The organism is Paenibacillus graminis (assembly GCF_000758705.1).
GTDB classification, from domain to species: domain Bacteria; phylum Bacillota; class Bacilli; order Paenibacillales; family Paenibacillaceae; genus Paenibacillus_AQ; species Paenibacillus_AQ graminis.
In genome coordinates, this window is the sequence record NZ_CP009287.1 from 2307549 (window position 1) to 2326012 (window position 18464).

The window sequence follows — 18464 nt, forward strand, 5'->3', positions numbered from 1 at the left end:
CAGGATTACAGAGGGATTCCCATGTTGGTCAGAGTAAGAGGATCTGCTGTGCGCCGAGGGCGGCCGATCTTTCTGCTACTTATGAATAGATAAATGGAGGAGATTACAGGGATGCGTAAAGTGAATGTAATGGTTATGGCGGCTGCACTGGGAATGTCGGTGTTGGCAGGCTGCGGCAACAACACAGACACAAACTCGAACACAAACAACAATAACGCCGCTGGCAAAGGCAGCGGCACCGGGGCAGGCGAAGCCGCAGCCGCTCCGGCGGATAAAGGAACCAAGACGGAGCTGACTTACTATTACCCGATTGCTGTCGGAGGACCGCTGACGGCTACCATTGAAGCTATGACTGCAGACTTTATGAAGGAGAACCCGGATATTGTAGTTAAGCCGGTATACACCGGCAGCTATGCCGATACAGCGGTCAAAACCCAAGCCGGAGTCCAGTCGAAACAGCCGCCCGATGTAGCGGTATTGCAGTCGACAGAGCTGTTCAGCCTGCTGGATATGGATGCGATTATTCCGCTGGACGAGTTCATAGAGCAGGAGGGAGGAGACACTTATTTGTCTGACTTCTATCCGGCTTTTATGGAGAATTCCCAGACAGAGGGCAAAACCTACAGTATTCCGTTCCAGCGCAGCACCATAGTTCTGTATTACAACAAAGATATGTTCAAGGCTGCCGGATTGGACCCGGAGAAGCCGCCTGCAACCTGGGCAGAGATGCAGGAATACGCGGTCAAGCTGGCCGGTGGCGGCAAGTGGGGGCTGGAGATTCCGGTGACCGGATACGCTTATTGGATGCTTCAGACCTTCGCGCTGCAGAACGGCAACAATCTGATGGCTCCTGACGGCAAAAAAGTAATGTTCAATACTCCGGAGAACGTCGAGGGACTCCAGTATTGGGTCGATCTGGCGGCGAAGCACAAGGCTATGCCTGGCGGTGTAACCGATTGGAGCACGGTGCCTTCCGACTTCCTGGAAGGAAAAACTGCGATGATGTACCATACCACCGGCAACCTGACCAATGTCAAAAAAAATGCGTCTTTTGACTTCGGCGTCAGCTTCCTGCCGGCGCAGAAGCAATACGGCAGCCCTACCGGCGGCGGCAACTTCTATATTTTCAAGGATATCGATAAGAAGAAGCAGGAAGCAGCCTGGAAATTCGTCAAGTTCATGACTGAAACCGAACGTGCGGCGCAGTGGAGTATCGATACCGGCTATGTGGCAGTGAAGAAATCGGCGTATGAAACCGGACGGATGAAGGCTTATGCCGCTGAGTTCCCGGCTGCGCTGATTGCCCGTGACCAGCTGGAATATGCATCCGCCGAATTGTCGACCCATAACAACGGCAGGATTGTCAAAATCCTCAGTGACTCCGTTCAAGCCGCACTCACCAATGAGCTGACACCGGCGGAAGCCCTGCAGAAAGCGCAGAATGAAGCGGACAAGGCTCTGGCTTCCTTTAATAAGTAAATGAATGCAAGGCTGAGAAGAAACGGGTTCGCCTGGCTGCTGCTGCTGCCCTCACTGTTATTTCTGCTGCTGTTCACCTTCTATCCGATTGCGCTGACACTGCGGCTGAGTCTGTTCCAGGCGGATCTGTCCACACCGGAGCCCGTCTTCACGGGTCTCGGCAATTACCGCACGATGTTTCAAGACGAGGTCTTCCGCAAGGTTATGGGCAATAATGTGCTGTTTGCGCTGGGGACGGTTCCACTCGGAATCGCTCTGGCGCTTTTGATGGCAGTCTTCGCCAACAAGGCGCTGCTCGGCCGGGGATTTATGCGTTCAGCGTTCTTTTATCCGACGCTGATTCCCATGATTGCAGCAGCGAATATTTGGCTTTTTATTTATACACCGGAATACGGATTTATGAGCCGGCTCCTGTCCTGGTTCGGTATGAACGATATCAACTGGCTGGGCACACCGGGGCTGGTGATGTGGGCGATGATCCTGATGATCATCTGGAAGGAAGCGGGATTCTTTATGATTTTTTACCTCGCCGGTCTGCAAAATATCTCGAAAGAGCTGTATGAAGCCGCACATGTCGATGGGGTGGGCCGGTTCACCGTGTTCCGCAAAATCACTTTCCCGCTGCTGATGCCGACTACGCTGTTCGTAAGTATTGTTGCGCTCACCAACGCCTACAAGCTTGTCGACCACCTGATGATCATGACCCGGGGCGGCCCCAATAACGCCAGCAATCTGCTGCTCTATTACATTTATGAAACAGCGTTCAGCTATTGGGATCAGGGAATGGCGTCTGCGCTGACGGTGGTGATGATTGCCGTACTGCTGCTGATTGCGGCTGTGCAGTTCTTTGGCCTGGACCGGAGAATTCACTATAACTAAATCTGCATGGCTGCCGGAAGGAGGGCAATTCTATGATAATCAAATTTACATCCAGACTCGGAAATTTACTGATGCTGGCCCTCGCGGCCTTCTGGCTGATCCCGCTGCTCTGGATGACGGTGACGGCGTTTCGTCCCCGTCATGCAGCGCTTTCGGGTCTGTTCTCGCTGGACTTCACTTTGAACAACTTCGCTACGGTCTGGTCTGCCGCGCCTTTTGCCACTTATTATCTCAACACGATTCTGATTGTGGTGTGCGTGTTTGCTGTGCAGATGCTGACGGCCAGCATGGCTGCTTTTGCTTTTGCCCGTGTAACCTTTGCCGGCAGCAGCATAGTGTTCTTGCTGTTTCTGGTGCAGATAATGATACCCGCCGATGTGCTGATCTTCCCCAACTACAACGTCCTGAAGCAGCTGTCGCTGCTCGACACCAAGCTGGGCATTATGCTGCCGTTTCTGGCTTCGGCGTTCGGAATTTTTCTGCTGCGCCAGGTATTTAAGACGATCCCTGCCGAGCTGGAAGAGGCGGCGCTGATCGAGGGCTGCAGCCAATGGCAGGTCCTGTGGAAAATTTATTTCCCGCTGGCCCGGCCCACTTATGTGGCCTTCGCACTGGTCTCGATCAGCTATCAGTGGAATAACTTTCTCTGGCCGCTGATAATCACCAATTCAGTAGAGAACCGGCCGCTTACGGTGGGGCTGTCGATTTTTGCCCAGTCATTCGAGATTGGGGTGCAGTGGACGGAAGTCAGCGCGGCTACACTGCTGGTAATCACCCCGCTGCTGCTGATCTTCCTGGTGTTCCAGCGCCAGTTCATTGAGAGCTTCATGCATTCCGGCATTAAATAAAGCTGTTCAAGGAGGAGTTCAGATGACGTCGTTACAGGACTGCGCGGTATCTACTTATGTCTACATCGGCCGTCCGCTGGCAGAGGCTATTGAATTACTTGCTGCTGAGGGCTGGAAACACATTGAGATTATGTGCGAAGGCAGGCATGGGGAGCTGCTGGAATGGACGGCAGGCCAGTTGGCTTCGCTGGCCAGCAAGGGCAAGGAATTTGGCATCCGCTGGAGCATCCACGCACCGATTACCGGCTGCAATCCGGCAGCAGCGGACGGGCAGCGGCGGGCGGAGGCGGAAACGCTGCTGCTGGATACGCTGCGTGCAGCAGAAGCGCTGGGCTGCAGCTACGTGGTGCTGCATGCAGGCGAGCTGTCTGCTGCGGACACTGAGGCAGCCCCGCTGCTGGAAGCGGCAGGCGCCGGAGGAGCTTCGGCGGGCTTGCGGGAAGCGGCAGGCGCAAGAGGAGCTTCGTCGGGCCTGCGGGAAGCGGCCAAGGCGCGGGTGGTGCGATTCCTCCAGCGGATACTGACGGAAACCGCCGGCTCTGCGGCGGTTATTGCGCTGGAGAATGTTCCCCCGTACCCCGGGCTGCTGGGGACGGAGGTCACTGAGCTGCTGGAGCTCGCCGCGCGGGTGGATTCCTCCCGCATAGGTCTGGTGTTCGACAGCGGCCATGCCCTGATGGCAGGCAGGGACCGCTGCCTGCTGATGCTGCAGCAGGCCATGCCCCGCCTGGTCGCGCTGCATCTCAGCGACAATGCCGCTGAGCAGGATGAGCACCTGGGGCTCGGCCAAGGCAAGCTGCCGCTGGAGGCGGTGCTCGCCGGGCTGGCGGCAGGCGGATTCCATGGCGCCTGGGTGCTTGAGCTGCGGCATCCCGGAGATCTGCTGCCGTCCGCAGCCAAACTTCACCATTTACGGAAGCAATACCAGGCGGTCTATGGCATTGAACCTGTCCCGGGAATAAGGTAGACTTGATAGAGGAATGCATGTTCCAATATCCATAAAGCAGGTGTTACACACAATGAGTTCAGAAACAAAGGAACGGGTAATGATCGTCGACGGAATGGCTCTGCTGTTCCGGGCTTTCTATGCGACCGCCTATGGAGGATATATCCGCAAGACCAAAGCCGGACTGCCGACGAATGCAGTATACGGGTTTTTGCAGTATTTTTTCGATGCGGTCAGCACGTTTGAGCCTTCCCATGTGGTCTGCTGCTGGGATATGGGCAAGGGGACCTTCCGCACGGAGAAGTATGACGGCTACAAATCGAACCGGATTGATGCCCCGCTGGAGCTGATTCCGCAGTTTGACCTGGTCAAAGAGGTGGTTGCCGAGCTAGGTGTGCCGAATATCGGACTGGCAGGTTATGAAGCGGATGACTGCATCGGCACGCTGGCTTCGTGCTACAGCGGGGAATCCGAGGTGTATATTCTGACCGGGGATCATGACATGCTGCAGCTGGTCAGCGACAGCGTTAAGGTCGTAATTATGAAAAAAGGCCGCTCCAATTACAAGGTCTACGATCCGGCGGAGCTGCTGGAGGAACGAGGGCTGACTCCAGCCCAGGTAATTGACCTGAAGGGCTTCATGGGCGATACCAGCGACAACTATCCGGGAGTGCGCGGCATCGGCGAAAAGACGGCGCTGAAGCTGCTGATGGAATACGGCACCGTGGAAGGCGTGATCGAGAATCTTCACCTGCTGCCCAAAGGGGTGCGGGCCAAAATCGAAGCCGACCTCGACATGCTCCACCTGTCCCGCGAGCTGGCGGAAATCCGCTGCGATGTGCCGGTGGTCTGTACACTTGCAGAATGTCTGTGGGAGCTGCAGCGGGATAGAGCAGCACGCAAATTCCAGGAGCTGGAGTTCGGCAGCCTGATGCATCTTGTCGGCTCGGTGAAGGATGAACGGGGAATTGTGCAGATTGAACTAGGGGATCTGGGTTAAGGCCCATCTCTGTCCGGCAGGATCTTAATAGTAACATATATCCAGATTACAGCAGAAGCGCTTCCTGAGCCGACAACGGCAGGGAGGCGTTTTTTTGTTGTTGACGGATGCGAAAGAAGCGCTTTATAATGTTAATATAATTATTAAGTAGTTAATAAATATATTAATTAAGAGAGGCGGCATAGGAATGACTCAGCGTGTTGTGCTTCATACGGATATCCGCAAGGGAACGATTAACCGGAATATTTATGGTCATTTTTCCGAGCATTTAGGACGTTGCATTTATGAAGGGATCTGGGTAGGGGAGGACTCTCCGATTCCAAACACCAAGGGCATCCGCAATGATGTTGTGGAAGCGCTTAAGGAAATTAAGGTGCCGGTACTGCGCTGGCCGGGCGGTTGTTTTGCCGATGAATATCACTGGAAGGATGGCATCGGTGCGCGCGAAGGCCGCAAACGGATGATTAACACGCACTGGGGCGGCGCGGTGGAGAACAACCATTTTGGAACCCATGAATTCATGGAGCTGTGCGCCATGCTGGAATGTGAGCCATACATCAACGGCAACGTGGGCAGCGGAACGGTTCAGGAAATGTCGGAATGGGTGGAATACCTGACCTTTAACGGTGTATCTCCGATGGCTGAGCTGCGCACGAAGAATGGCCGGGAAGAGGCCTGGGCTGTGAAATATTTTGGCGTGGGCAATGAAAACTGGGGCTGCGGAGGGAATATGCGTCCTGAATATTACGCTGACCTGTACCGCCAATACCAGACGTATGTGCGCAACTACGGGGACAACCGGATTCATCGGATTGCCTGCGGCCCGAATGCGGATGATTATCACTGGATGGAAGTGCTCATGCGCGAAGCTGCGCGGTTTATGGACTCCATCACGCTGCATTACTACACCGTTCCCGGCGCAACTTGGGAGCAGAAGGGCGCGGCTACCGGTTTTGATACTGCGGAATACTTCACCACTCTGGAAAAAGCGCTGCGCATGGAAGAGCTGGTCACCCGCCACAGCGTCATTATGGACAAATATGATCCGGAGAAAAGAGTCGGCCTGATCGTCGATGAATGGGGAACCTGGTACGATGTAGAGCCGGGCACGAACCCGGGTTTTCTGTACCAGCAGAACTCGATCCGCGATGCGCTGGTTGCCGGACTGACGCTGAATATCTTTCACAAGCACAGCGACCGTGTACGGATGGCGAACATTGCCCAGACGATTAACGTGCTGCAGGCCGTCATCCTTACCGAAGGCGAAAAAATGCTGCTGACTCCGACCTACCATGTATTCAATATGTACAAAGTGCATCAGGATGCCGAACTGCTGGATCTGACGCTGGACAGCGGCTCTTACAGCTTCGGCGGCAAGGAGATTCCGGAAGTCTCGGCGTCGGCTTCAGTCACAGCAGAAGGTGTTATTCATGTCAGCCTGTGCAATCTGAATCATGCGGCTGCGGCTGTACTTCCGCTGGAGCTGCGCGGCCTTGCCGGGCAAGCGGTGGACATTGCCGGCACTACGCTTGCCGGGGCAACCATTGATGCCCATAACACTTTCAGCGAGCCGGAAGCAGTTGTTCCGCAGCCGTTCACTGCCTTTAAGCTGGAAGGAGATACTATTACTGTCGAGCTGCCGGCAATGTCGGTGACTGTACTGGCGATTACACCGAAGGCTTAATCGAAGGGGCATGGCTATGGCTGCAACCTCAACCTGCAAAGGGTGCCGGGACGATTATAAGGTCACGGAAGCCCAGATTGCGCGTATACTGGCGTCCTCAATGTTCAACGAAAGCAACACCGCCTCCGATCAGGTGTACGCGGAGCGGCTTGCCATTTGCGGTACCTGCCCGAAGCTGCAGGATGGTGTGACCTGCACCGCCTGCGGCTGCATTATCCCGGTTGTTGCCCGGCTGAAGGCGCGCGGCTGCCCGCTTCCCGGCGGCGGCCTGTGGCAGCCGGTTAACGGCTAAGCGCGGCGCGCGCGCGTCCTTGGGTCAGGCTGTGCAGAATACAGCATGGCATGAATCCTGGCCTAACCTCAAATCCCCGATCATTCGCTGGCTTCATCCGCTGCGGAGGATCGGGGATTCTTCATTGTAATCCTCATATGGAGCCTGGCTTAAGGTGTTCCGGCAGCGCCGGGACTCTCGGAGAGATAGGTATAGAACAATTCAACCAGCATGTCCTGGTTATAGTTGCCGAATCCTTTGCCGAACAGCGTCAGACCGCCGATATGCTCGGCATCCTCCTCCACAGACAGTCTTAACGTCCACTGCTTGCTGCGGATATCCACCTGATCCAGCGTAACCCCGGACAGCTTTTGTCCATCCATAAAGGTCCCATTGGGGGTAACCCGCAGCTGCTTAAGCAGTCCGTACTGATTTGTGAGCGCAGGCCACCAGGAAGGCGTATATTTGCCCCTGCTGTCTCCGTAGTCACCGGGACTGGTCCAGAAGCCAAGCTTTGTTCCGTTCAAAGTAAAGGTGATATCCGAAGGCCAATTATTATTGATGGAAGGGGCCTCTGAGGCGATTTCCATGGTAATGACAAGCTCCTCCGGCTGCTCGCTGGACAGGAGAAAGTTGGGGATTTTGTATTCGACATAGCCTTTGCCGAACCAGAGGATGCCTGCATTCATCCGCTCCAGATCCCAGAAGTAGCGCGGGTCGTCAAAATTGCCGATGACCTTCTCTACCGTTGCCAGACCGCAGGTCGGTTCGATCCGGAAGTCGGAGTAGAGGCCGACCGGTATCTCTTTGCGGTGGCTTTTGCGTTCCGCTGCGGTTTGAGCGGGGAAAATGATCTCTGCGCTTTCAGCCGCCAGCGTGCAGATTTTTTGCAATCCGCTCCGCCCGGGAGCCATATGTGTCCGGATCAGCCCGGCCGCCTCCAGCTTGCGGACATGCATCGTCATAATCGCGCTGCTAAGCTGGGCTGCCGCTGCCAGCTCCTTGACGTTCATCGGCTGAACGGCGAGCAGGCGGAGCATTCGGAGGCGTACGGCGCTCGATAAAGCCTCGTAGACAGGCAGGGATTCTTCGGTAAGATCCAATTTCATAGGACAGCCTCCGGGTTCAGGTTCATACAATAAGGGGACGGCGAAGCCGTTACTGCTTATATAGTTAATAATTATATTATTCAAATCAGGTTCTTACAAGCTTCTTGCCTTTTCATGGACACCTCCACTTTTATCACAGACACCTTAAGCCATGTCCGCTATGATGTACAGGATGAATTAGCGATGAAACAAGGTGCCTTTGATTCACATCAAGGGATAACAGGGAATCGGGTGCAACTCCCGAGCGGTCCCGCCACTGTAAGGAAGAGCCAGCTTTCAACAGGTCACTCGGTTGCTCCGGGGAAGACGAAGGCCAGCGATGATCCCGAGCCAGGAGACCTACCTTGTTTGCGCACACACGACTCTACGCGGATAGGAGCGGTGTACGAATGGATGGAGAGATAAGGGTGTGCTGCTTATTTTGGCGGCGGAGCAGCCTTCTCTTTGTGATCCGGATACGTACATGATACTCCCACCCTCAGGGGCGGGAGTTTTTGGTTTGACGCCGCATACAAAAATCAAGCAGGAGGTGCAGGGATGAACAAACGCAGCTGTTGGCGTTTTGCGTGGCTGGTCGGCATATTTGCCGTTTATTTTTTGCTGAACGAGCCGGGCACGGCGGAAGCAATGCACATTATGGAGGGATTTTTACCGGTTGGCTGGGCGGTGTTCTGGTGGCTTGCTTTTCTGCCTTTCTTTTTCCTTGGCGTCCGTAAGCTCACAAGGATGACCCGGGACAACCCGGAGCTGAAGCTGCTGCTGGGTTTATCCGGAGCATTTACCTTTGTGCTCTCTGCGCTCAAAATGCCCTCGGTAACCGGAAGCAGCTCTCATCCGACGGGGACGGGACTTGGCGCAGTGATGCTGGGTCCGCTGCCGATGAGCGTGACCGGTTCCATTGTGCTGCTGTTCCAGGCGCTGCTGCTGGCGCACGGCGGAATCACCACATTAGGCGCGAACGCCTTCTCCATGGCAGTGGCCGGCCCTTTTGCCGGTTATGCGGCCTATAAGCTGGTCATGAAGCTGGGCAACCGGGAAAAGTTGGCGGTATTCTGCGCGGCTGCGGTGGCGGATCTGATGACTTATGTGGTCACTTCCATTCAGCTCGCGGTGGCTTTTCCGTCAGCGGATGGCGGCGTACTGGCTTCTATGGTGAAATTCGGCGGCATTTTTGCCGTGACCCAGATTCCGCTGGCGGTCAGCGAGGGGCTTTTGACGGTGCTGTTATGGAACTGGCTGAAGGCCTACAGTTCACAGGAGCTGTCCCTGCTTAAACGGGGAGCCAGGGGAGGAAACACACTGTGAAGATGAAGAACAAATGGAAGAACCTGCTGATGCTGCTCGCGGTGATTCTGCTGGTGGTCCTGCCGCTGCTGTTCGTGAACGGAGAGTTCGGCGGGGCCGATGATGCGGCAGAGGGTGCAATTACAGAGATTGATCCCGCATATAAGCCCTGGTTCAAGCCGCTGGCTGAGCTGCCGGGTGAAACGGAAAGCATGTTGTTCGCGCTGCAAGCGGCTATTGGCGCAGGAGTAATCGGCTACACACTGGGTCTCTTGAAGGGAAGACAGGACCGGCAGAAGCTGAATGATCAGAAGAATTGATGCAATATCCTGCAGCAATGCCCTGAGCCGGATATCCCCGATGTGGAAAAGCCTCTTCGCAGCCGTCATGTTCACGCTCGCTTATGTGCTGCATCCGGCCCTTCAGGTGCTCATTACGCTGTGGATGATGCTGTGGTGCCTGCAGTATGCCAAAATCCCGCCGCGCGCCTACGGGCAGTTGTTTGGCACTGCGCTGTTGTTCTACGGCCTCAGCCTGCCGGCGCTGCTGGTGGAGCTGGGCCGTCCGGCAGCCGGAGAGGCTGCCCTCTGCCTGCGGATTCCGGGCACGGCCCAGTTTCTGTACATGGCCCCGGCAGGAGGTATGCGGGCAGCGCTGCTGCTGGCCCGGGTGTCCGCCTGTCTGGCCTGCTGTCTGTTCATCATGCTGACCACGCCGTTCGGCGAACTGCTGCAGGTGCTCCGCAGGCTGCGGATGCCGCAGATCGTGCTGGAGCTGATGCTGGTCATGTACCGGTTCCTGTTCCTGCTGGATGATGCCGCCCATGGCCTGCTGCTGGCCCGGCGGCTGCGCGGGGGTCACAGGGGCTTCAGATCCAAGCTGCGGGAGGCTGCAAGTATGGCGGCGTCATTGTTCGCGAACACCATGCACCGCTACTATGGGCTGTCGCAGGGGCTTGCTGCCCGGGGGTTTACCGGAGAAATTCTTTTGCCGCCATATGTGAAGCGGGAAGTGCCCCGAAGGTTTGCCCTTGAGGCCTATGCGGGAATTGTCCTGCTGGCGGCCGCACAGCTGTGGATGCTGTATACATGAAGAGAACGGCAAATGATCAATGAGTGAAAAGCCCGGATACAGAACTGATGGAGAAGGAGGGCGGCATGGACATGGATTACAGTTTAGCCTTCGAGGATGTCGTATTTCATTATCCGGACACGGTGGAGCCGGCGCTCCGGGGGCTGACCGCAGCGATTCCCAAAGGCTGCAAAACAGCCCTGCTTGGACATAACGGCTCCGGCAAATCAACCCTGTTTCTGCATGCGGTGGGCTTGCTGCGGCCGCAAAAAGGGAGGATGCTGCAAGCGGGACTGCCTGTATCCTATGCCAAAAAGGAGCTTGCCGCCCTGCGGCGCAGAGTCGGGCTGGTCTTTCAGGACCCGGAGCAGCAGCTGATCCTGGGCACACCGCAGGACGATATCTCTTTCGGGCTGCGGGGCGCGGGCATGGATGAAGCGGAAATCGCTGCGCGGTGTGCTGCGGTACTGGAACTGCTTAACCTTTCAGCAATACAAGATAAACCTATTCATCAGCTCAGTCTGGGCCAGAAAAAGCGCACCGCGCTTGCAGGCGTGATGGCGATGGAGCCGGAGCTCCTATTGCTCGATGAGCCAACCTCCTATCTGGACCCGCTGTCGGAGACGCAGCTTCTGGATGGCCTGGACAGCATACACCGTAAGGGTACAACTGTGGTGATGGCCACGCATGATATGAATCTGGCCTACCGCTGGGCGGACTGGATCATTATCCTCGATCAGGGCGTCTGCCGGGCCGCCGGAGCGCCGGAGGCTATTTTTGCCGGAGGGGAGCTGCTGCAGGAGATAGGCCTCGGGCTCCCGCTGCTGGCTGAGCTGTGGCACAGCCTGCCCTCGCGCGTAACGGGAGGGCGCGCTGCTCCCCGGAATGCCGGGGAGTTCAAGGCGTTGCTGAGCAGTCTGCTGGAGGAAGGAACGGGAGAGCGAGCCAGGGCAGCTGGTCGTCAGCCATAGTGGAATATAACCCGCCATACGGTCTCTTTAGTGACAGAGTGCAATTAAATCGGTTTCAGTGCAAATATAGGACTTTTTAGTTGTATCAAAAACAGCTAGAGCATGGGCATCCATTTAGAGTCAGTGTTGGACTTACATACGAACGGGGGAACAAGAATGAACAAGAAAGGAAAGCTGTTGATTATCGGCTTTGGTCCAGGCAGGCTGGAACATATTACGGGCCGTGCTCTGGCAGCGCTGGAAGAGAGTGAAGCCGTGATCGGCTACACCACTTATGTGGACCTGATCAAGCCGCTGCTGCGGCATCAGGAGATTGTCGGCACAGGCATGACTGAAGAGGTCAGCCGGGCCCAGGAAGCCGTGCGCCGTGCGGAATCCGGGCAGACGATCGCCGTTATTTCCAGCGGTGACGCAGGGGTATACGGAATGGCGGGGCTGGTCTATGAAGTACTGATTGAACGGGGCTGGAACCGTGTCACGGGTGTGGAAGTCGAGGTGATTCCCGGGATATCGGCCATTCAATCCTGTTCTTCGCTGCTGGGTGCGCCAATTATGCATGATTCCTGCACGATCAGCCTGAGCGACCATCTAACGCCTTGGGAGAGCATTGCGGCGCGTGTGGAGGCGGCGGGAGCCGCAGACTTCGTGATTGCCTTCTATAATCCGCGCAGCGGAAAGCGCACACGCCAGATTGAAGAGGCCCGCCAAATCCTGCTCCGCTACCGTGATCCTTCCACTCCCGTGGGTATTGTAAAAAGCGCCTACCGCGACCGCGAGCAGACCATTGTCACGACGCTCCAGGAGATGCTTGACCACGAGATCGGCATGCTGTCGACCGTGATCGTCGGCAACTCCGCCACGATGGTTTATGACGGCCTCATGGTTACACCGCGCGGCTATGAACGCAAGTACAGCCTTGGCGCCGATACACAGGCACTGAAGCCGCATGAGCGGCTGCGGACCTCTTCGGAGCCCTGGTCGCTGGCAGCGCTGAATCCCGCGGGGAATGTGGTGAAGGTGAACATCTGCGGCTTCTGCGGCATGAGAAAAGAGAGTGCTGCCGGAGCCGCACGGCGGTTACATCAACAGTTGAACGGCCGGCTTGTGCCAAGAGGGCTGCAGATCAGTGTGGCTGGCTGCGGGATGGCCTGCAGTTCGGCGGTCCTGGAGGATATCGGCCTTGTCTATTCCAAGGGGAGCTACGAACTATATCTTGGCGGAAAAAAAACCGGACGCACCCCGCACGCGGGCAGCAAGGTCCGTGAGGGAATGAACGAAGAGGAAGCAGTGGCCGCAGTAACTGAGGTGGTTGAGCAATACTGTGCGCAGGGCAGTCAGAACGAACGGTTTTATACTTTTTTTGAGCGGATGGGCAGTGGGATTTCAGCGAATTACCCGCAAGCGGAGAGCGTACTCCACTGGGAACACACGCACACATATTCCCATAACCATGAAGAAGCGCAAGGGATAACTACAGTATTGCTTGTAGGACATGGCAGCCGTGTGGAAGAGGGGAATGAAGAACTGCGCAATTTCACCCGGGCGCTTGCTGTCCGCAAGCCGGAGCTTGCCATTGAAACCTGCTTCATCGAGTTGTCGTCTCCTTCCATTTCCGAGGGGATTGACAAATGTGTGCTGGGAGGAGCCGGGACAGTCTATGTGGTGCCGATTATTTTGTTCGCGGCTGGACATTCCAAGCTGGACATTCCGCAGGCTCTGGATCAGGCAAAGCAGAAATATCCGGGTGTGGAGTTCATCTATGGCCGTCCGCTCGGAGTGCAGGAGAGAGCGGTAGAAATTCTGCTCGACCGGATCGCCGGGGCTGTCCCGCAGCCGGTTCAGGTGTCGTCTCAGCCGGAGCTGCCCGGAGACCGGCTGGGGGAAACGCTGCTGCTGGAGCACGGTTCGTTCGCGCAACAGGATACTGGCGGGCAGGAGACTGCGGCTGCATTGTCAGCTAGAGTAATGGCCTCTGCTGCGGATAGGGGCGAGCCTTGTTCCAAAGTGAGAGACGAGGACACCATCGTGCTTGTTATGGGCCGTGGGGGCAGTGATCCGGATGCGAACAGCGACTTTTGCAAGCTGGCCCGCCTGCTCTGGGAGAGAACACCCTACAAAAGCGTCGAAACCTGCTTTATTGCCATCACCAAGCCTTCACTGCCCGCAGGGCTGGAGCGCTGCCTGGCTCTCGGTGCACGCAAAATTATCGTGCTGCCGTATTTATTGTTCAGCGGAGTGCTGATGAAGCAGTTCAATGAGACGGTGAACCGTTTTGCCGCTGCGCATCCGGAGATTGAAGTGGAGGCTGGCACGGGTCTGGGCTCCCATCCGCTGTTGTCTGACATGCTGCTGGAGCGGATCGAAGAGACTCTAACAGGCCGGACGGCAGCCAACTGCGACAATTGCATGTACCGTGAGGAAGCGGCTGCGCACCACCACCATCACCACCATCACGATGATCACCACCACCATCACGATGATCACCACCACCATCACGATGATCACCACCACCATCACGATGAGCATCATGATCACCACAGCCACGGTGAGGAAGGGCATAAGTCCGGGTGTTGCAGCCAACCGGCCCCGGCAGACGCAGATAGGGGTGTCCCGCCGCAGTCCGGAGCTTCATATTCAGAGGATGCGGTGCACCCGGCAGGTGCTCCAGAGGCTCGCCGGCCGCGATGATATTTATACTGTGCGGAACCAGTGACGCTCGGGAACTGGCGCTGGCCCTGTCACGGGAGCAGCTGCCGCTGCTGGCTTCCGTAGTGACGCCCAGCGCTGCGGAACGGCTTGAAGCAGCTGGCATCACAACCCGTGTCGGCCGGCTGGACCAGCAAGGGATGATCGCCTGTTTACGCGAGCTGGGCTGCAGTGCCATTATTGATGCCAGCCATCCGTTTGCACAAGAGGCGCATGACCATGCGATGGGGGCCGCTGCAGCGCTGGGGCTGCCGTATTTGCGTTATGAGCGGCGCAGCCTCATGTATGAGCAGCATCCACGGTTGTTGGTTGTGTCTTCCTATGAAGAGGCTGCCCGCAGGGCCAAGCAGCTGAAAGGCTCTGTCATGCTGACTACAGGCGGTAAAACCTTGGAGATTTTTGCGGAAGCGCTGCTGGGTGACCCTGCGATCCGCCTGACGGTCAGACTGCTTCCCTGTCTGGAAAATATGCAGAAATGCCATTTGCTTGGGATAGAGCAGCGCAACATTATTGCGCTGCAGGGACCTTTTTCACGCGAACTGAACGAGGCATTGTACAAGCAGTATGGCACACAGGTCATGGTTACGAAGGAAAGCGGCGCGGAAGGCTCCCTCGATGAAAAAGTGCACGCCGCGCTCGATATGGGGATATATGTTATTTTGATTGCCCGGCCGCAAGCTTTTTATAAAGAGTATGGCGCGGTGTATGGGTCATTCGAAGAGATGGTGTCCGCAGTTACCGCTTTTAATAAGAAATGAGGGATAGCTATGGAATTTGGCACGGATTTTAAGCCGCTCACAGTGCAGCCGCAGGAAATAGAAAGCCTGAGCTTTCAAATGATTACCCGGGAGCTGGGCGGGCATGCATTTAACGCTTTGCAGTACCCGGTCGTGCAGCGGATCATTCATGCTTCCGCCGATTTTGAGCTGGGACGGAGTCTGGTGTTCCATCCCCGGGCAATGGAGGCAGGGATTACTGCTATTTTGGAGGGGCGGCCCATTATCGCCGATGTGCGGATGGTGGAGGCCGGTATTGCCAAAGAGCGGATTCACAAATACGGCGGTGAGGTACGGGTGCATATTTCTGATCCCGATGTGGTTGAGGCCGCTAAAGCACAGGGAACAACCCGGGCCATCCTCGCCACACGCAAAGCCTGCGCCGAAGCGCCGGGCGGCATCTACGTGATCGGCAATGCGCCAACAGCCCTGCTGGAATTGATCCGTCTGGTCAAAGAAGGTGCAGCACAGCCAGGGCTCATCATCGGCATGCCCGTCGGTTTTGTGTCAGCGGCGGAGTCCAAGGAGGAGCTGCGCAAGCTGGACATCCCTTACATCACCAACATCGGCCGCAAGGGCGGAAGTACTGTTGTGGTTGCGGCTGTCAACGCCCTCAGCCTGCTGGCTGTCCGCCAGGCAGCAGAATCACAGAATCAGAGTGAATAAGGCAGAAGCAAAAGATGCACCCCTTATCAGCAGAGAGAGGAGAAATGGGTCATGCAACAGCGGAAGTCACAGGGTGTGCAGGACGATAAGCGCAGCGGAGATTTGCAGCTTGGACAGAAGGGGCAAGCTGCGGCAGAGCAGCGGGGAAGCCGAGCTGTGCGAGAGCAGCGGGGAAGCCGAGCTGTGCCAGAGCAGCGGGGTAGCCAAACTGTGGCAGCACAGCGAGAGAGCCAACCTGCGGGAGAGCTGCGAGGGAGCCAGCCAGCTGACGGCTGTCCCGCTGGACCGCTGCGCCGTGGCTACACCACGGGCGCCTGTGCGGCCGCAGCCGCCAAAGGTGCTGCGCTCCTGCTGATTACGGGCGAAGCTCCGCCGAGCGTAGAGATCGATCTGCCTGCCGGCTTCAGGCATGCGTTTATGCTGGCCGGAGGGCAGCGCAGCGGCAGGGACTCGGCAGTCTGCGCAACCGTGAAGGATGCCGGAGATGACCCGGATGCGACGCATCAGGCCAGGATTGAGGCTGCTGTGAGCTGGCGTGACAGCCCCGGCGTAGAGATCGACGGCGGCAAAGGGGTAGGCAGAGTAACGAAGCCGGGACTGCCGGTGGCGGTCGGAGAAGCGGCGATCAATCCTGTACCGCGGCGCATGATTGAGGAGGCGGTGTCCGGGGTGCTGGAGGAGCATGGAGCGGCCAGGGGAATGCGGGTGGTCATCAGTGTGCCGGAAGGCGAAGCCATCGCGCTAAAAACGCTGAATCCGCGGCTCGGCATCCTGGGCGGCATCTCCATCCTGGGCACGCGCGGCGTAGTGACACCGTTCTCCACGGAGGCCTACAAGGCCAGTGTCGTACAGGCGATTTCGGTCGCTGCGGCCATGGGGAACAGGCAGATTATTTTGACCACAGGCGGCAGCAGTGAAAAATATGCAATGGCGATGTTCGCAGAGCTTCCGGAGGAAGCTTTTATCCAGATGGGTGAATATGTCGGCTTCTCGCTGGAACATGCCAAGGCTTTCGGTATCCATAAGATCACGTTGGCCGGTATGGCGGGCAAGTTTTCGAAGGTGGCGCAGGGTGCCATGCTGATCCATTCCAAAAACGCGCCGGTGGACTTCGGCTTTTTGGCCAAAATCGCCGCGGAGTCCGGGGCGGATAACGGGCTGGTGGAGGAGATTGCTGCGGCCAACACGGCCTCGCAGGTGGCGGATCTGATGACCGCAGCGGGGAATGACGGATTTTTTGAACAGTTGTGCCTGCACGCCTGCAGACAATGTCTGAAGCATATGAATGGAGGCATGACCGTCGAAATGGTTCTGATGACCATGAAGGGCCGGGTGCTGGGAAGGGCGGAAATCCGTGGCTGACATTATTTATATTATCGGAATCGGTGAGGACGGGGCCGGAGGGTTGACCCCAGACAGTCTAAGCAAGGTGCAGAGGAGCGAGGTACTGCTTGGCGGGGAAAGGCAGCTGTCTTTTTTCAGTGAGTATCATGGGGAGAAGATCGTTCTTAAAAACGGTCTGAAGGCTTTTGCCGATAAGCTGGAGGAAGTGTGGAAGGAGCGGCGTACAGTGGTGCTGGCATCCGGTGACCCGCTGTTTTTTGGGATTGCCGGGTATCTTGTCCGCAGATTCGGGCCGGAGCATGTCGAAGTGATTCCGCATTACAGCAGTGTCCAGCTGGCTTTTGCCCGGCTTGGGGACAGCTGGCAGGATGCGGAGCTGGTCAGCCTGCATGGACGTCCGATCCGGGGATTGGCCCAGCGGATAGACGGCAAGCACAAAATCGCCCTGCTCACCGACGAAACCAACACACCAGCGGTTATCGGTGCTTATTTGCGTGAGTTCGGAATGACCGAATATGAAGCCTTTGTCTGTGAACGGCTGGGCGGGGGCGAGGAGGTCTGCCGGTTCTGGGAACTGGAGGAGATGGAAAAAGGGACCTTTGCTCCTCTGAATGTGGTCATACTGCGGTGGAAGCCGGGAAGCGGGACTGCGGCTGTGCGGCGCGGTTTTGCCTATCCCGATGAAGCCTTCCGCCAGCGGCGCCCGGAGAAAGGCCTGATCACCAAGCGGGAGGTGCGCGCCTTAGTCCTGTCCGAGCTGAATTTGTCTGAAGAAGCGGTGGTCTGGGACATTGGCTCCGGCTCAGGAGCGGTGGCAGCCGAATGTGCGCGGATTGCCCGGTTAGGCAAGGTATACGCCATAGAAAAAAGCGCAGAGAATCTGCCGAATATGGAAGCTAACCGCCGTGAATTCCGCGCCGATTTTGAGGTTATCCATGGCAAAGCGCCGCAAGGCCTGGAACGGCTGCCGGACCCCGATGCAGTATTCATTGGCGGAAGCGGAGGCGGGCTGCGGCATATTATTGAACACTGTTCGCAGCGGCTGCGGCCGGAAGGACGGATTGTGATCGGGGCCATTACAATTGAGACGCTGTATACGGGTTTGGAGGCGCTGAAGCTTGCCGGAATGGCTACCGAGGTGACGCAGCTCCAGGCATCAAGGGGCAAGCCGATTCTCGGCATGACCCGGTTTGAGGGGATGAACCCCGTATACGTGGTAAGCGGGCGCAGACAGGGCTGATTTTGATTGTAGCTCAAGCTGTTCTATCGTCGGCCTTCCTGCCCGCCGGCAGGATTTGGCTCACTGTATACTCTGCACTGCTCCCGGACTGCTTCCGTACTGTGTTCCGCTATTTGTCTAACGCCACTATCTGCGCTCAGCACAAACAAAATCACTAGCAACGTACAGGGTGATTTTTGAAGGGGGATTG

At 56.9% G+C, this 18464-nt stretch carries 16 protein-coding genes, 2 pseudogenes and 1 riboswitch; of the genes and pseudogenes, 17 read left to right on the forward strand and 1 reads right to left on the reverse strand.

All coding sequences use genetic code 11. The features are described from left to right. Positions 1-111 precede the first annotated feature (111 nt). The 7 genes from PGRAT_RS09330 to PGRAT_RS09360 all read left to right on the forward strand — a co-directional run bounded on the left by PGRAT_RS09330 (position 112) and on the right by PGRAT_RS09360 (position 7128). Positions 112-1479: an ABC transporter substrate-binding protein gene (locus PGRAT_RS09330; RefSeq protein WP_025707425.1), complete on the forward strand. Its 1368-nt coding sequence runs from the start codon at positions 112-114 to the stop codon at positions 1477-1479. Then, complete coding sequence (locus tag PGRAT_RS09335) at positions 1480-2358, forward strand: carbohydrate ABC transporter permease (RefSeq protein WP_025707424.1); 879 nt, start codon at positions 1480-1482, stop codon at positions 2356-2358. It begins immediately after the preceding gene. Positions 2359-2390: 32 nt separating this feature from the next. Next, on the forward strand, positions 2391-3206 hold the full coding sequence (locus tag PGRAT_RS09340) for a carbohydrate ABC transporter permease (RefSeq protein WP_042266454.1): 816 nt from the start codon (positions 2391-2393) through the stop codon (positions 3204-3206). A 22-nt stretch (positions 3207-3228) separates the two neighbouring features. Further along, positions 3229-4173, forward strand: a complete 945-nt coding sequence (locus PGRAT_RS09345; RefSeq protein ID WP_042266456.1) for a sugar phosphate isomerase/epimerase family protein — start codon at positions 3229-3231, stop codon at positions 4171-4173. 52 nt (positions 4174-4225) lie between these two features. Beyond that, the gene (locus tag PGRAT_RS09350; RefSeq protein WP_025706740.1) at positions 4226-5152 is read left to right on the forward strand and encodes a 5'-3' exonuclease; all 927 of its coding nucleotides are present in this window, start codon (positions 4226-4228) and stop codon (positions 5150-5152) included. Positions 5153-5339: 187 nt separating this feature from the next. Next, positions 5340-6836, forward strand: a complete 1497-nt coding sequence (locus PGRAT_RS09355; RefSeq protein WP_025706739.1) for an alpha-N-arabinofuranosidase — start codon at positions 5340-5342, stop codon at positions 6834-6836. Between the two features lie 16 nt (positions 6837-6852). After that, the gene (locus tag PGRAT_RS09360) at positions 6853-7128 is read left to right on the forward strand and encodes a DUF6171 family protein (RefSeq protein ID WP_025706738.1); all 276 of its coding nucleotides are present in this window, start codon (positions 6853-6855) and stop codon (positions 7126-7128) included. Between the two features lie 149 nt (positions 7129-7277). Here PGRAT_RS09360 and PGRAT_RS09365 read toward each other — a convergent pair whose 3' ends face one another. Then, entirely contained in the window at positions 7278-8216 is a 939-nt protein-coding gene (locus PGRAT_RS09365; protein WP_042266457.1) for an ArsR/SmtB family transcription factor, read from the reverse strand. 174 nt (positions 8217-8390) lie between these two features. Continuing rightward, positions 8391-8577, forward strand: a riboswitch (cobalamin riboswitch). A 176-nt stretch (positions 8578-8753) separates the two neighbouring features. On the opposite strand from PGRAT_RS09365, the gene PGRAT_RS09375 reads away from it, so the two are divergent. The 10 genes and pseudogenes from PGRAT_RS09375 (at position 8754) to PGRAT_RS09415 (ending at position 18274) form a co-directional block, all read left to right on the forward strand. Next, complete coding sequence (locus tag PGRAT_RS09375; protein ID WP_025708507.1) at positions 8754-9521, forward strand: energy-coupling factor ABC transporter permease; 768 nt, start codon at positions 8754-8756, stop codon at positions 9519-9521. 2 nt (positions 9522-9523) lie between these two features. Then, the gene (locus tag PGRAT_RS09380) at positions 9524-9820 is read left to right on the forward strand and encodes an energy-coupling factor ABC transporter substrate-binding protein (RefSeq protein ID WP_025708506.1); all 297 of its coding nucleotides are present in this window, start codon (positions 9524-9526) and stop codon (positions 9818-9820) included. Next, positions 9804-10592, forward strand: a complete 789-nt coding sequence (cbiQ, locus tag PGRAT_RS09385; RefSeq protein ID WP_042266458.1) for a cobalt ECF transporter T component CbiQ — start codon at positions 9804-9806, stop codon at positions 10590-10592. Before PGRAT_RS09380 ends, cbiQ begins: the two co-directional genes overlap by 17 nt. 71 nt (positions 10593-10663) lie before the next feature. Beyond that, positions 10664-11542, forward strand: coding sequence for an energy-coupling factor ABC transporter ATP-binding protein (locus PGRAT_RS09390; protein WP_025706659.1), 879 nt, complete (start codon positions 10664-10666; stop codon positions 11540-11542). Positions 11543-11698: 156 nt separating this feature from the next. Further along, positions 11699-12916, forward strand: a pseudogene (cobJ, locus tag PGRAT_RS34005) (precorrin-3B C(17)-methyltransferase); the annotation flags it as partial. Between the two features lie 129 nt (positions 12917-13045). Beyond that, positions 13046-14230: pseudogene (locus PGRAT_RS34290) on the forward strand (sirohydrochlorin chelatase); the annotation flags it as partial. Continuing rightward, positions 14227-15006, forward strand: a complete 780-nt coding sequence (cobK, locus tag PGRAT_RS09400; protein WP_042266459.1) for a precorrin-6A reductase — start codon at positions 14227-14229, stop codon at positions 15004-15006. The pseudogene PGRAT_RS34290 and the gene cobK, both read left to right, overlap by 4 nt. Before the next feature lie 9 nt (positions 15007-15015). Continuing rightward, positions 15016-15690 (forward strand): precorrin-8X methylmutase, encoded by a 675-nt coding sequence (locus PGRAT_RS09405; RefSeq protein WP_025707646.1) that lies wholly within the window; start codon positions 15016-15018, stop codon positions 15688-15690. Positions 15691-15741: 51 nt separating this feature from the next. Further along, on the forward strand, positions 15742-17052 hold the full coding sequence (locus tag PGRAT_RS09410; RefSeq protein ID WP_025707645.1) for a cobalt-precorrin-5B (C(1))-methyltransferase: 1311 nt from the start codon (positions 15742-15744) through the stop codon (positions 17050-17052). After that, complete coding sequence (locus PGRAT_RS09415; RefSeq protein ID WP_025707644.1) at positions 17045-18274, forward strand: bifunctional cobalt-precorrin-7 (C(5))-methyltransferase/cobalt-precorrin-6B (C(15))-methyltransferase; 1230 nt, start codon at positions 17045-17047, stop codon at positions 18272-18274. Before PGRAT_RS09410 ends, PGRAT_RS09415 begins: the two co-directional genes overlap by 8 nt. The last annotated feature ends 190 nt before the right edge of the window (positions 18275-18464 follow it).

Coding starts and splice junctions, on each gene's coding strand:
- PGRAT_RS09330 (WP_025707425.1), top strand. CDS start 112: ATGCGTAAAGTGAATGTAATGGTTATGGCGGCTGCACTGGGAATGTCG.
- PGRAT_RS09335 (WP_025707424.1), top strand. CDS start 1,480: ATGAATGCAAGGCTGAGAAGAAACGGGTTCGCCTGGCTGCTGCTGCTG.
- PGRAT_RS09340 (WP_042266454.1), top strand. CDS start 2,391: ATGATAATCAAATTTACATCCAGACTCGGAAATTTACTGATGCTGGCC.
- PGRAT_RS09345 (WP_042266456.1), top strand. CDS start 3,229: ATGACGTCGTTACAGGACTGCGCGGTATCTACTTATGTCTACATCGGC.
- PGRAT_RS09350 (WP_025706740.1), top strand. CDS start 4,226: ATGAGTTCAGAAACAAAGGAACGGGTAATGATCGTCGACGGAATGGCT.
- PGRAT_RS09355 (WP_025706739.1), top strand. CDS start 5,340: ATGACTCAGCGTGTTGTGCTTCATACGGATATCCGCAAGGGAACGATT.
- PGRAT_RS09360 (WP_025706738.1), top strand. CDS start 6,853: ATGGCTGCAACCTCAACCTGCAAAGGGTGCCGGGACGATTATAAGGTC.
- PGRAT_RS09365 (WP_042266457.1), bottom strand. CDS start 8,216: ATGAAATTGGATCTTACCGAAGAATCCCTGCCTGTCTACGAGGCTTTA.
- PGRAT_RS09375 (WP_025708507.1), top strand. CDS start 8,754: ATGAACAAACGCAGCTGTTGGCGTTTTGCGTGGCTGGTCGGCATATTT.
- PGRAT_RS09380 (WP_025708506.1), top strand. CDS start 9,524: ATGAAGAACAAATGGAAGAACCTGCTGATGCTGCTCGCGGTGATTCTG.
- cbiQ (WP_042266458.1), top strand. CDS start 9,804: ATGATCAGAAGAATTGATGCAATATCCTGCAGCAATGCCCTGAGCCGG.
- PGRAT_RS09390 (WP_025706659.1), top strand. CDS start 10,664: ATGGATTACAGTTTAGCCTTCGAGGATGTCGTATTTCATTATCCGGAC.
- cobK (WP_042266459.1), top strand. CDS start 14,227: ATGATATTTATACTGTGCGGAACCAGTGACGCTCGGGAACTGGCGCTG.
- PGRAT_RS09405 (WP_025707646.1), top strand. CDS start 15,016: ATGGAATTTGGCACGGATTTTAAGCCGCTCACAGTGCAGCCGCAGGAA.
- PGRAT_RS09410 (WP_025707645.1), top strand. CDS start 15,742: ATGCAACAGCGGAAGTCACAGGGTGTGCAGGACGATAAGCGCAGCGGA.